The sequence below is a fragment of the Streptomyces sp. NPDC016677 genome, assembly GCF_055562815.1.
This window is the reverse complement of the sequence record NZ_JBVHEO010000005.1, coordinates 74,168-85,654: the sequence shown is the minus strand read 5'-3', so window position 1 is coordinate 85,654 and position 11,487 is coordinate 74,168. Positions and strand designations below refer to the sequence as shown.

The window sequence follows — 11,487 nt, the reverse complement described above, 5'->3', positions numbered from 1 at the left end:
GCGGCGGACCGGAGCAGGGCGTCAGCCCTCCTCCACCAGCCGCGCCGGGAAGCCGCCCGTGGCGACCGGCCCCCACTTCTCCGGTGTGACCCGGATGATCGACTTGCCCTGCTTGAGCATGGCCGCCCGGTACTCGTCCCAGTCGGGGTGCTCGCCCGCGATGTTGCGGTAGTACTCGACGAGCGGCTCCACGGAGTCCGGGCTGTCGATGACCTCGGCGGTGCCGTCGACCTGCACCCAGGGACCGTTCCAGTCGTCGCTGAGCACGACCAGGCTCACCCGGGGGTCGCGCCGGGCGTTGCGGGTCTTGGCCCGTTCCGGGTACGTGGAGACCACGATCCGGCCCGAGTCGTCGACCCCGCAGGTCAGCGGCGAGGCCTGCGGGCCGCCGTCGGCCCGCCGGGTCAGCAGCAGCGCCCGGTGGCGGGGACGGACGAAGTCGAGCAGCTCGTCCAGGGAGACACGGGTGTTCGTCGCGATGTTCGGTGCCATGCCCGCAAGACTAGGCCGCGACCTACGCCGTGGCCCCGCTCTGCCTCCCCAACGCCTCGACGAGGTTGTCGTGGACCGGTATGTCCCGGCGCAGTCCGGAGAGTTCCAGGACCCGGCTGGGCACCCCCCGCGGGTCGGCGACCAGTCGCAGCCGGACCCCGTCGGGCAGCCGGTGGCGTACCTCGTCGAGCAGCCGGACGCCCTGGGAGTCCATGAAGACGGTCCCGGTCAGGTCCAGGACGAGCAGCCGCAGCGGTTCGTCGCGGGCGCCGGCCGCTTCGAGGACGAGAGGGAGCAGCCCGGAGGCGTTGCAGAGGTCGATCTCGGCGGGCAGCGCGAGCACGACGCAGCCCGGCGGCTCGTACGGCGCACCGGGTGGGGGGAGGAAAGTCACGTCGCTCACCTGACAGACATTCGTCCGGCTTCCGAGAAAGGGGTGGCCGCTTCCTGACCCGGCACCCATTCCACCATGCCGGGGTCCGGGCGCGGAAGGCGGCCGGTCGGACCGTCAGCCGGGCGTCACCGGCGCGCAACCGAGCAGCTAGAGTGCTGTACGTCCTGTGCTCGCAGTCGGGAATGTGCTGCGGAGCTCTCCTGCGCACGGCCGTACGGCCGTGCATGCCGAAGAGGTTCGTGGTGACTGCGCCCGATTTTACCGATGTGCCGCGTTTTCCGGCTGGGTTCGAGCTGGCCGAGGTCCTGACCGCGGCGGCTCGGGAGCTGCACGCGACCGTCACCCCGGGCGGCACCCTGCGCACCGCGGTCAGACTGGCGGTGACCCTGGTACCCGGAGCCGAGCAGGCGGGCATCTCCGTGGTCGAGCGCGGCAGCCAGCGCCGCGTGCTCGCCTGGACCGACGAGGCCGTACGCACCGCGGAGTCCCGCCCCGGCGGCCGGGAACCGCACCCGCTCCTGGACCGCCTGTGGACGGTGCCCGTGGCCCGGCTGGCGGACAGCCTGGCGGAGGCGCCCGGTACCGCCCTGTCCGACTCCGGGCTGCGGTCCGCGCTGTCGCTGCGGCTCCGCGCCGACCGGCGCAGCCTCACCGTGCTGACGGCCTACGCCAGTCGCCCCCGCGCCTTCGACGACGACGCCGCCCGCGTCGGACGGCTGTTCACCGCGCACGTCAGCCTGGCCCTGGACTCGGCGACCGAGCGCGAGCAGCTCACCGAGGCGATGCGCACCCGGGACCTGATCGGCCAGGCCACCGGCATCCTGATGGAGCGCATGGAGACCGACGCCGCCGGTGCCTTCGAGAGCCTGGTCAAGGCGTCCCAGCGGGAGAACGTGAAGCTGCGCGACCTCGCCCGCCGCATCGTCGACGTCCACGACGTGCCGGGACCGCGGAGCCCCGGCGAGCGGTGAGCCCGGCCGGTGAGCCGGGTACGGGGGGCCAGGTATGGGGGACCGGGTATGGGGGACTGGGTACGGGGCCGAGGCGTCAACGGGCGGCGACGGGATATCCGTACGGTCATGACCGCCGAGACGCCCGACACGCTGGACCACGCCTTGGTGCGCAGCCAGGGCCTCGACACCCTGCTGCGCGATCTGACCGACCGCGCGGTGCGCGAGGTGCCCGGCACCGCGGCGTGCAGCATCACCGTGCGCCGCGCCGACCGGCTGCTGACGCTGGCCGGCAGCCGGGGCCTGCCGCCCGGCCTGGACCTGAGGCAGTACGAGAACGGTTCCGGCCCCTGCGTGGACGCCGCGGCGACGGGGAGCCCGCGCTACGTCCCCGATCTGGCCGCCGAGACCCGCTGGCCGACGTACACCGAGTACGCGCTCGCCACCGGGGTGCGCTGTGTGCTGGCGCTGCCGCTCGCCCTGGAGGGCGAGACGGGGGCCGCCCTCAACCTCTACGGCCTCCAGCCGGGCTCGCTGGCCGGGGGACGGGAGACGGCCCACGCCTTCGCGGAGCGGGCCGCCGGCGCGGTCGACGCGGCGCTGCGCATCGAACGGCAGCGCTCCTCGGCCGCCGACGTGCGCACCGCCCTGCTGTCCCGCAGCGTCATCGACCAGGCGATCGGCATCCTGATGTCCCGCGAGCGGGTCGACGCCCGGGCCGCGCTGGACCGGCTGCGCCGCGTCTCCCAGAACCGCAACGTCAAGCTCCGGGACCTGTGCCAGGACCTGGTGGACCGGGTCGGCCGGGCGGGCCGCTCAGACGGCCGGCAGTGAGTCGCCCTGGACGGCCTGGATGTCCAGCTCCACCCGGAGCGTGGTGCCGATGGCGGCGATGCCGGCCTGGAGGACCTGGTTGTAGTTCATGGCGAAGTCCTCGCGCCGCAGCTCCGTGGTGGCCTTGAACGCCGCCCGGGTGCCGCCCCACGGGTCGGCGCCGGTGCCCAGGTAGGACAGGTCCAGATCGACCGGGCGGACCACGCCGTGCAGGCCCAGCTCGCCGTGGACGGTCCAGCGGTCCCGGCCGGCCTCCGTCACGCCCGTGGAGCGGAAGGTGATGTCCGGGAACCGCTCGACGTCCAGGAAGTCCGCCGACTTCAGGTGCGTGTCCCGCATGCCGTTGCCGGTGTCGATGGACGCGGCGCGGATGACCGCCTCCACCCGTGACTTGGTGACGTCGTCCGGGGCGATCTCCACCAGCCCGCCGAACTCCGTGAACCGGCCGTGCACGCTGGAGATGCCCAGGTGCTGGGCGACCGCGCCGACGCTGGAGTGCGCCGGGTCGATGGTCCACGGTCCCGGCGGCGGCAGTTCGGTGCCGCCCTGCCGGGCCAGCGTCACCGTGCCGACCTCGGCCCGGCCGCCGGCGGTCACGATCGCGCTGGACGCGGCCGGCGCGTACCCGACCGCCGTGACGATCACGGTGTACGCCCCCGGCCGCAGCTCGGTGGTGTCCCGTACGGCCCCCTCGGCGTCCGCCTCGGCACGCAGCACCTGCGCGCCGGTCATGTCGGTCACCGTGACGACCGCGTGCGACACGGCCCATCCGTCCCGCGTTCGGATCTTCGCGGTCAGTCCCATCCCGTTTTCTCCCTGCAAAGGCGTAGAAACTGCTGGTAAGTGGTCAAAAAAGAACCGGCCCGCGGCGGCGTGCGCACCTCCGCTCAGAGCGCGCACGCCACCACGGGCCGGGGTCTCGCTACTCGCCGGGGTGGGCGAGTTCGATGTCGTGGCCGTCGGCGCCCTGACCGTTGACGGTCAGGGACGTCGCCACCGGCGGGTAGCCCGTCGCGATGACGGTGTACTCGCCGCTGTCCAGGTCGGTGAAGGCGTACGCCCCGTCCGAACCGGTGGTGGCGGTGCCGACCACGTTGCCGGCCGCGTCGACCAGCGTGACGCGGGCGTCGGCCAGCGGGCCGTGCGGCGCCTTGACGGTGCCCTGCACGCGGGCGCCGGCCTCCAGGTCGACCTCGACCCGGGTGACCCCGGTGCCGCCGACCTCGACGGGCAGCGCGCGCGGCCGGAACCCGGCGGCGTTGACCGCCACGGTCACCGTGCCCGGCACCAGCTCGGCGAGGGTGAAGTCGCCGCCCTCGCCGGTGGTGGCCGTGGCCAGCAGGTCGCCGCGGACATCGGTCACGATGACCATGGCGTCCTTGACGGGCTGCCCGTCCGCCGCGGCCCGGACCAGGCCGGTCAGGCCGCTGGTGCCGCTGAGCAGGACGTCGTAGGCGACCGGCTCGTCGTTGACCACGATCGTCGACGCCTGCGGCTGGTAGCCGTCGGCGGAGGCGATCAGGACGTAGGACCCGGCACCCGGCGCGTCCACGCCGTAGGAGCCGTCGGCCTGCGCGACCGAGCGGCCCAGCTGCCGTCCGCCGAGCGAGATCAGCGTGACCGCGGCCTGTGCCACGGGCGCGCTCTCGGCACCGCGGACGAAGCCGCGGACCGGGATACCGCCGGAGACGGGGGCCGGGGAGTCACCGGCGCCGGTGGCCGCCGTGGCGACCGCGGCGAGCCGCTGGGTCTGGGCCGCGCCGGGCTCGGAGACCGAGGCGGCGGCCACACCGGCCGGCACCGGCTCGGCGGCCGGGGCGGCGGCCTCGGCGGGGGCCGGGGCGGCCGGGGAGGAGGACCCGGCGGCGGCCTCGGCGGCCTGGGCCAGGGCGCCGGAGGTGCGCAGCGGGACCTCCTTGATGAACAGCGTCACGAGGAAGGCGAGGAAGGCGATCGGCGCGACGATCAGGAAGATGTCGGCGATGCCGTGCCCGTAGGCGCTCTCCAGCCATTCGCGGATGCCCGGGGGCAGCAGGTCCATGTCCGGGATCGAGCTGCCGCCGGCCGCCTTCGCGGCAGCGGCCTGCTCCTGCGGGCTGAGCTGTCCGATGGTGTCGGAGGCGTAGTGGCTGATCCGGGTGGACATGATCGAGCCGAGCACGGAGACGCCGACCGCACCGCCGAGGGACCGGAAGAAGGTCACGGTGGAGGACGCGGCGCCCAGGTCGTTCGGGGCCACCTGGTTCTGGGTGCAGAGCACGAGGTTCTGCATCATCATGCCGACGCCGAGACCCATCAGCGCCATGTAGATCGCGATGTGCCAGTACGGGGTGTCGTACCGCATGCCGCCCAGCAGACCCAGGCCCGCCGTCAGCAGCACGCCGCCGGCCAGCAGCCAGCCCTTCCACTTGCCGGTCTTGGTGATGATCTGACCGGAGACGGTGGAGGAGACGAACAGGCCGCCGATCATCGGGATGGTCATGACGCCCGACATGGTCGGGGACTTGTCCCGGGCCAGCTGGAAGTACTGGCTGAAGTAGACGGTGCCCGCGAACATCGCGATACCGACGAACAGCGAGGCGATCGACGCCAGCGTGATGGTGCGGTTCCTGAACAGGCGCAGCGGGATGATCGGCTCGCTGGCCTTGGTCTCGACCAGGCAGAAGATCAGCGTCAGCACGATCGAGCCGCCGACCATGACGCCGGTCTGCCACGACATCCAGTCGTACTTGTCGTCGGCGAAGGTGACCCAGATGAGCAGCAGGCAGACGGCGGCGGTGATGAAGAAGGCGCCGGCCCAGTCGACCTTGACCTTGCGCTTGATGACCGGCAGGTTCAGCGTCTTCTGCAGGACGAACAGCGCGATGAGCGCGAAGGGCACACCGACGTAGAGACAGTAGCGCCAGCCGAGCCAGCTGGTGTCGGTGATGACACCGCCGAGCAGCGGACCGCCGACGGTGGCGACGGCGAAGGTCGCGCCCAGGTAGCCGGAGTAACGGCCGCGCTCACGCGGGGAGATCATCGCGGCCATGATGATCTGCGCCAGGGCGGACAGACCGCCGGCGCCCAGACCCTGGATGACACGGGCGCTGATCAGCATCGCCGGGTTCTGCGAGAGACCGGCGACGATCGAGCCGACGACGTAGACGATCAGGGCTATCTGGACCAGGGCCTTCTTGCTGACCAGGTCCGCGAGCTTGCCCCACAGGGGGGTGGAGGCGGTCATCGCCAGCAGTGAGGCCGTGACGACCCAGGTGTAGGCGCTCTGGCCGCCGCCCAGGTCACCGATTATCTCGGGCAGGGCGTTGGTGACGATGGTCGAGGACAGGATGGCGGCGAACATGCCGAGCAGCAGCCCGGACAGCGCCTCCATGATCTGCCGGTGCGTCATAGGAGCGCCTTCGGCGGAGCCTCCCCCGTGCTTGGCATGAGCCCGCACACCGGCTGGTGTGGTCGTTGCCATGGACTTCCTTTGCTTACGTGGTGATCGCGGGTGTACGGGTGGACTGCTCGGCCGCGGACGGCGCGGCGGGCCGCGGCGGTACCGCCGACCGGCAGTCGTCGAAACTCGCCCTGAGCCGGGCCATGAGCCCCGCGAGCTGGCCGACCTCGTCGTCGGTCCAGTCGCTCAGTCGGTGGGCGAGCAGCTGTGTGGTCCGTTCGGACAGCTCGTCGAGCTGCGACTGGCCCTCGGGCGTCAGACGCAGGATGCGCGAGCGCTTGTCGGCCGGGTCGGGGGACCGTTCGATCCAACCCCGATCGGCGATGTGGGCGACATGGCGGCTGGTCACCGACATGTCCACGGCGAGCAGCTCCGCGAGCTTGCTCATGCGCATGTCGCCGTGGCGGCCGAGCAACGTCAGTACGGCGGCGGAGCCTCCGGGGCAGTCGGCCGGCAGGATGCGGCCCAGCTCCCGTTTCACGGCGCCGAAGGCGCTGAACTGGCGGATCAGCTCCTCGTACTGCGCCTTCTCGGCCATCTGCACCTCCTGATTTGTTGCTTAGGGCAACCATAGGAGCTGTTGGTTGCTGAAGGCAAATAAAGAAGGTAAGAGGGCACTAAAAGGTTGGCAAAGGCAAGTATTGCGATCGTAAACGCGCAGGTGACGGCTGGGGGGGGGGCGGCAGGGGGCGGTGGCCGGGTGGTGGCCGAGCGGTGGCCGAGCCGTGCTCGGGTGGTGGCCGGCCGGTGATCGGCGTGTGACCGGGGGGAGGGGGGATCCGGCCGGTGGCCGGCAGGCGGGTCCGGTGGGCGGTGGTCCCGTGGCGGCCCTGTGGTGGTCCCGCGGTGATCCGCCCGGCGGACCCGCGCTTGGGACCTTCCGCCGGATTCGCTAATGTCTCGGCCCATGGCTAACACCCAGGGCCCCCAGGGCAATTACGACCCCGCTGGCAGCACCCAGATGTTCCGCGCGTTCGTCGACGAGGAGGGCCCGGGTACCCGGCAGACGGCGGCCGCCGGCTCGTCCGGCCCCCGCGTCGGACTGATCATCGGCGTCGTGGTGGCCGTCGTGGTCGTCGCGGCCGTGGCCTGGCTCGCACTGAAGTAACCCGCCGCCGCGTTCCCGTTCGGCTCAGGCGCCGCTCCACCGTCTTCACGGGGGGCGGCGCTCGACGTTCGGCGAGGTGCCCGGACGGGACGTGACGGCGGGGCGGCGCAGCAGGGTGCGCGGTGGGGCGTCGCCCCGGCCGTCTTGTCCGCCGTCCCCCGGAAGGGATCGCTCAGTCGGAGATGAGGCCCTCGCGGAGCTGGGACAGGGTGCGGGTCAGCAGCCGCGAGACGTGCATCTGGGAGATGCCGACCTCCTCGCCGATCTGCGACTGGGTCATGTTGGCGAAGAAGCGGAGCATGATGATCCGTCGCTCCCGGGGCGGCAGCTTGGCCAGCAGCGGCTTGAGGGACTCGCGGTACTCCACACCCTCCAGCGCCGTGTCCTCGTAGCCCAGGCGGTCCGCCAGCGAGCCCTCGCCGCCGTCGTCCTCGGGGGCCGGGGAGTCCAGCGAGGACGCCGTGTACGCGTTGCCGACCGCGAGGCCGTCGACGACGTCCTCCTCGGACACCCCGAGGACGGCGGCCAGCTCGGTGACCGTGGGCGAGCGGTCCAGCTTCTGGGACAGCTCGTCGGAGGCCTTGGTCAGCGCCAGGCGCAGCTCCTGGAGGCGGCGCGGGACGCGCACCGACCACGAGGTGTCCCGGAAGAACCGCTTGATCTCGCCGACGACGGTCGGCATCGCGAACGTCGGGAACTCCACGCCCCGTTCGCAGTCGAACCGGTCGATCGCCTTGATCAGGCCGATGGTGCCGACCTGGACGATGTCCTCCATCGGCTCGTTGCGGGAGCGGAACCGCGCGGCGGCGTACCGCACGAGCGGGAGGTTCAGCTCGATCAGCGTGTCCCGGACGTAGGCGCGCTCCGGGCTGTCCTCGTCGAGGGCGGCGAGCCGCAGGAACAGGGAGCGGGACAGGGTGCGGGTGTCGATGGCCTCCGTCACCGGGAGAGCCGGAAGAGGCTGGGCCGGCACTGCGTCGAGCGCAGAGGTCTCATCGATGGAGCCCAGCGCGTCGAGCGCGTCGGGCGCGGTCTCGCTCTCGGCGAGCGCGAGCACCTTCGAGCTGCCCTGGTCTGCGGACATGCCACCCCCTTTGGGTCGCGGGACGGTCGTGGCGTCGCGCTCCCACTTCAGGAGCGCAGCCCTCACCTGAATACCGGAGCCGAAGCCCCGGCAAACGCGTCTCACGCAGAATGTCACATGTCGGCAACACGCTGTAGTGACATGTCGACATCCGAGACGCGAAAACCCCCTGGAAACAGGGGGTCTGACGGTCTTTCGACCCTGAATCACCCACAAAGGCCCTGGTGAGCGATTCGCTCTCCCTGGTTAGAGCCCGATCGTACGTGCGATTACGCGTCGATCCGGTTCGCGGACCTCAAACGCTGGAAGCTACGCGCCAGTAGCCGTGAGACGTGCATCTGGGAGACGCCGAGTTCCGCGCTGATCTGCGACTGGGTCAGATTGCTGTAGTACCGCAGCAGCAGGATGCGCTGCTCCCGCTCGGGCAGCTGGACGAGGAGGTGGCGGACGAGGTCGCGGTGCTCGACGCCGTCGAGGGCGGGGTCCTCGTAGCCGAGGCGGTCGAGGAGTCCCGGCAGTCCGTCGCCCTCCTGGGCGGCCTCCAGCGAGGTGGCGTGGTACGAGCGCCCCGCCTCGATGCAGGAGAGCACTTCCTCCTCGGTGATGCGCAGCCGTTCGGCGATCTCCGCCGTCGTCGGGGAGCGCCCGAAGGCGGTGGTGAGGTCCTCGGTGGCGCTGTTCACCTGGACCCACAGCTCGTGCAGCCGGCGCGGTACGTGGACGGTGCGGACGTTGTCGCGGAAGTACCGCTTGATCTCGCCGACGACGGTCGGCATCGCGAACGTCGGGAACTGCACGCCCCGGTCCGGGTCGAAGCGGTCGATGGCGTTGATGAGTCCGATCGTGCCGACCTGGACCACGTCCTCCATCGGCTCGTTGCGGGAGCGGAAGCGGGCGGCGGCGTAGCGCACGAGCGGGAGGTTGGCCTCGATGAGCGCCGCGCGTACGCGGGTGTGCTCCGGCGTGCCCGGCGTCAGGTTCTTCAGCTCGGCGAAGAGCACCTGGGTCAGCGCCCGGGTGTCGGCGCCCCGGCTGCTGCGCTGGGGGGCGGGGGCAGGGGCGGGAGCGTTCTCCGGGGTGGGTTCCGGCGCGGGGGCCGGGGCCGTTTCCGGCGCGGGGGTGTCGGCGGCGTCCTGGGGTCCCTGCGGCGGTGCTTGAGGCGCAGTACTGGCCGGCACGGTCAACTCCACCTCGTGATCTGTTCAAACGCATCCGTCGACTCATCCGTCAAAAGCGGTCATAGCATCACAAGACATGTGCACTGTGTGCAAGCACCGCATAAAGCCGTGTTGAGCGTTGAACGGTGGCCGAACGGCCCGTACGACGCGGATCGGCCCCGCACCGGAGAGGTGCGGGGCCGGACGTGCCGTCGGGCAGGCCCTAGAACTCGTAGTCGGCCATCACCCAGGTGGCGAACTCGCGCCACAGGGCGACGCCCGTCTGGTGCGCCGGGTGCTCCAGGTAGCGCCTGAGGGCGTCGGTGTCGTCCACGGCCGAGTTGATGGCGAAGTCGTAGGCGATGGGGCGGTCGCTGATGTTCCAGGCGCACTCCCAGAAGCGGAGTTCGTCGATCTGGTCGCCGAGGGCACGGAACAGCTCGACGCCCTTGACCACGCGCGGATCGTCGCGCTCGACGCCCTCGTTCAGCTTGAACAGGACCAGGTGCCGGATCATCGCCGTCCTCCGTTGTCCTTACTGTCCACCGTGGGCGACCCAGGACATGAAGTCGCCGATGGCCTTGGCGGCGTCGGAAATGCCCTCGAACCCTATCTGGACGTAGTCCGCCGCCTTGGCGGGGTCCGTGATGATCAGGTACAGCACGAAGACCACGACCACATAGACGGCGATCTTCTTCGCGTTCACCGCCACCGCGGCCTCCCCTGTCGCTGACGCCCCTGCCGGACGCCTCGGCTGTCCCGAGCGCTGCTCATGATCGCACGAAGGGCCCCGTCTTTCGACGGGGCCCTTGCGAAGAAGCGGTAGCGGAGGGATTTGAACCCTCGGTGACTTGCGCCACACTCGCTTTCGAGGCGAGCTCCTTCGGCCGCTCGGACACGCTACCGAGGGAGACCCTACCGCACGGTGGGGCGTGCTTTGAAATCGGTATCCAGGGCCGGTGCCCGGCCCGGCGCCCGGCCCTCAGCGGTGGCGGAAGAAGTCGGTGAGCAGCCCGGCGCACTCCTCGGCCAGGACGCCCTCGATCACCTCGGGCCGGTGGTTGAGCCGGCGGTCGCGCACGACGTCCCACAGGGAGCCGGCCGCGCCCGCCTTCTCGTCGCGGGCGCCGTAGACCACCCGGTCCACCCGGGACTGCACGAGGGCGCCCGCGCACATCGTGCAGGGCTCCAGCGTGACGACGAGGGTGCAGCCGGTCAGCCGCCAGGCGCCGAGGCGTTCGGCGGCCCGCCGGATCGCCAGGACCTCGGCGTGCGCGGTCGGATCGCCGCCGGCCTCACGCTCGTTGTGCCCGGCCGCGAGCACCGAGGTGCCGTCCGGGGACAGCACGACGGCGCCCACGGGGACGTCGCCGCCCAGCGCGGCCCGGCGCGCCTCGTCCAGGGCGAGCCGCATCGGGGCCCGCCAGGGGTCGCGCACCGGGTCCGGGGCCGGCTGCGGAAGGTGCGGTGCGGTCAGCGGACGGTCTCCAGTACCTCCGAGGCGCCCAGCGACTCGGCGATCTCCATGAGCGCGTCCTCGGTCATCGCGCGCAACTCCTTCTCGCTCACCCCGAGGTCGTCCAGGACCCCGGGGTCGCCCACCGGCCCGTGCGGCACGTCGGCGGACGAGGTGTCCGCGGCGGCGTCGGGTCCGTCGTCGCCGGGCTCACCGTCCTCCGTGCCGTCGAGGTCGAGGGCGTCCAGGTCGGGGCCGTCGGCACCGGGATCCCTGCCGAGCAGTTCATCGGTGAGCAGGATCTCGCCGTAGCTGCTGCGGGCAGCGGCGGCGGCGTCCGATACGTAGATGCGGGGGTCCTCCTCGCCGTCCACGCGGACGACACCGAACCACCCGCCCTCCTGCTCGATCAGGACGAGGACGGTGTCCTCGTCGGGAGAGGCTTCCCGGGCCAGGTCGGCCAGATCCGCCAGGGTCTCCACATCGTCGAGCTCCGTGTCGCTCGCTTCCCACCCGTCTTCGGTGCGCGCGAGCAGTGCGGCGAAGTACACCGTGACTCTCCCACTGGTC

The 11,487-nt window shown here is 71.6% G+C and carries 14 protein-coding genes and 1 tRNA gene; 3 read left to right on the top strand and 12 right to left on the bottom strand.

What is annotated here, in order from left to right:
* Positions 1-21: 21 nt before the first annotated feature.
* Both ACZ3IG_RS16580 and ACZ3IG_RS16575 read right to left on the bottom strand, forming a co-directional pair.
* Positions 22-492: a PPOX class F420-dependent oxidoreductase gene (locus ACZ3IG_RS16580; RefSeq protein ID WP_467432595.1), complete on the bottom strand. Its 471-nt coding sequence runs from the start codon at positions 490-492 to the stop codon at positions 22-24.
* A 22-nt stretch (positions 493-514) separates the two neighbouring features.
* Positions 515-886, bottom strand: coding sequence for an STAS domain-containing protein (locus tag ACZ3IG_RS16575; protein ID WP_467432594.1), 372 nt, complete (start codon positions 884-886; stop codon positions 515-517).
* A 224-nt stretch (positions 887-1,110) separates the two neighbouring features.
* On the opposite strand from ACZ3IG_RS16575, the gene ACZ3IG_RS16570 reads away from it, so the two are divergent.
* Both ACZ3IG_RS16570 and ACZ3IG_RS16565 read left to right on the top strand, forming a co-directional pair.
* Positions 1,111-1,857 carry a GAF and ANTAR domain-containing protein gene (locus ACZ3IG_RS16570; RefSeq protein WP_467432592.1) on the top strand — a complete coding sequence of 249 codons (747 nt, stop codon included), beginning with the start codon at positions 1,111-1,113 and terminating at the stop codon, positions 1,855-1,857.
* 108 nt (positions 1,858-1,965) lie between these two features.
* Entirely contained in the window at positions 1,966-2,670 is a 705-nt protein-coding gene (locus tag ACZ3IG_RS16565) for a GAF and ANTAR domain-containing protein (RefSeq protein WP_467432591.1), read from the top strand.
* On the opposite strand, the gene ACZ3IG_RS16560 is transcribed toward ACZ3IG_RS16565, so the two are convergent.
* The 3 genes from ACZ3IG_RS16560 to ACZ3IG_RS16550 form a co-directional block, all read right to left on the bottom strand.
* Positions 2,653-3,474, bottom strand: a complete 822-nt coding sequence (locus ACZ3IG_RS16560; protein ID WP_467432590.1) for a YceI family protein — start codon at positions 3,472-3,474, stop codon at positions 2,653-2,655. The genes ACZ3IG_RS16565 and ACZ3IG_RS16560 overlap by 18 nt on opposite strands.
* A 118-nt stretch (positions 3,475-3,592) precedes the next feature.
* Positions 3,593-6,061, bottom strand: coding sequence for an MFS transporter (locus tag ACZ3IG_RS16555; protein ID WP_467432587.1), 2,469 nt, complete (start codon positions 6,059-6,061; stop codon positions 3,593-3,595).
* 85 nt (positions 6,062-6,146) lie between these two features.
* Positions 6,147-6,650, bottom strand: a complete 504-nt coding sequence (locus ACZ3IG_RS16550; protein WP_467432586.1) for a MarR family winged helix-turn-helix transcriptional regulator — start codon at positions 6,648-6,650, stop codon at positions 6,147-6,149.
* A 369-nt stretch (positions 6,651-7,019) separates the two neighbouring features.
* On the opposite strand from ACZ3IG_RS16550, the gene ACZ3IG_RS16545 reads away from it, so the two are divergent.
* On the top strand, positions 7,020-7,220 hold the full coding sequence (locus tag ACZ3IG_RS16545; RefSeq protein WP_215174094.1) for a hypothetical protein: 201 nt from the start codon (positions 7,020-7,022) through the stop codon (positions 7,218-7,220).
* Between the two features lie 172 nt (positions 7,221-7,392).
* On the opposite strand, the gene ACZ3IG_RS16540 is transcribed toward ACZ3IG_RS16545, so the two are convergent.
* The 7 genes from ACZ3IG_RS16540 to ACZ3IG_RS16510 form a co-directional block, all read right to left on the bottom strand.
* The gene (locus ACZ3IG_RS16540; RefSeq protein WP_215174096.1) at positions 7,393-8,304 is read right to left on the bottom strand and encodes an RNA polymerase sigma factor SigF; all 912 of its coding nucleotides are present in this window, start codon (positions 8,302-8,304) and stop codon (positions 7,393-7,395) included.
* A gap of 269 nt (positions 8,305-8,573) precedes the next feature.
* Positions 8,574-9,482 carry an RNA polymerase sigma factor SigF gene (locus tag ACZ3IG_RS16535; protein ID WP_467432583.1) on the bottom strand — a complete coding sequence of 303 codons (909 nt, stop codon included), beginning with the start codon at positions 9,480-9,482 and terminating at the stop codon, positions 8,574-8,576.
* 202 nt (positions 9,483-9,684) lie between these two features.
* Positions 9,685-9,978, bottom strand: coding sequence for a Dabb family protein (locus ACZ3IG_RS16530; RefSeq protein WP_467432582.1), 294 nt, complete (start codon positions 9,976-9,978; stop codon positions 9,685-9,687).
* 18 nt (positions 9,979-9,996) lie between these two features.
* On the bottom strand, positions 9,997-10,173 hold the full coding sequence (locus ACZ3IG_RS16525) for a hypothetical protein (protein ID WP_215174105.1): 177 nt from the start codon (positions 10,171-10,173) through the stop codon (positions 9,997-9,999).
* A 108-nt stretch (positions 10,174-10,281) separates the two neighbouring features.
* Positions 10,282-10,366, bottom strand: a tRNA-Ser gene (locus ACZ3IG_RS16520).
* Positions 10,367-10,443: 77 nt separating this feature from the next.
* Positions 10,444-10,875, bottom strand: coding sequence for a tRNA adenosine(34) deaminase TadA (gene tadA / locus ACZ3IG_RS16515; RefSeq protein ID WP_467433134.1), 432 nt, complete (start codon positions 10,873-10,875; stop codon positions 10,444-10,446).
* A 59-nt stretch (positions 10,876-10,934) separates the two neighbouring features.
* Positions 10,935-11,468: a tRNA adenosine deaminase-associated protein gene (locus ACZ3IG_RS16510; protein ID WP_467433133.1), complete on the bottom strand. Its 534-nt coding sequence runs from the start codon at positions 11,466-11,468 to the stop codon at positions 10,935-10,937.
* Positions 11,469-11,487: the final 19 nt, after the last annotated feature.

Coding starts and splice junctions, on each gene's coding strand:
- ACZ3IG_RS16560 (WP_467432590.1), bottom strand. CDS start 3,474: ATGGGACTGACCGCGAAGATCCGAACGCGGGACGGATGGGCCGTGTCG.
- ACZ3IG_RS16565 (WP_467432591.1), top strand. CDS start 1,966: ATGACCGCCGAGACGCCCGACACGCTGGACCACGCCTTGGTGCGCAGC.
- ACZ3IG_RS16580 (WP_467432595.1), bottom strand. CDS start 492: ATGGCACCGAACATCGCGACGAACACCCGTGTCTCCCTGGACGAGCTG.
- ACZ3IG_RS16570 (WP_467432592.1), top strand. CDS start 1,111: ATGCCGAAGAGGTTCGTGGTGACTGCGCCCGATTTTACCGATGTGCCG.
- ACZ3IG_RS16555 (WP_467432587.1), bottom strand. CDS start 6,061: ATGACGCACCGGCAGATCATGGAGGCGCTGTCCGGGCTGCTGCTCGGC.
- ACZ3IG_RS16540 (WP_215174096.1), bottom strand. CDS start 8,304: ATGTCCGCAGACCAGGGCAGCTCGAAGGTGCTCGCGCTCGCCGAGAGC.
- ACZ3IG_RS16550 (WP_467432586.1), bottom strand. CDS start 6,650: ATGGCCGAGAAGGCGCAGTACGAGGAGCTGATCCGCCAGTTCAGCGCC.
- ACZ3IG_RS16530 (WP_467432582.1), bottom strand. CDS start 9,978: ATGATCCGGCACCTGGTCCTGTTCAAGCTGAACGAGGGCGTCGAGCGC.
- tadA (WP_467433134.1), bottom strand. CDS start 10,875: ATGCGGCTCGCCCTGGACGAGGCGCGCCGGGCCGCGCTGGGCGGCGAC.
- ACZ3IG_RS16545 (WP_215174094.1), top strand. CDS start 7,020: ATGGCTAACACCCAGGGCCCCCAGGGCAATTACGACCCCGCTGGCAGC.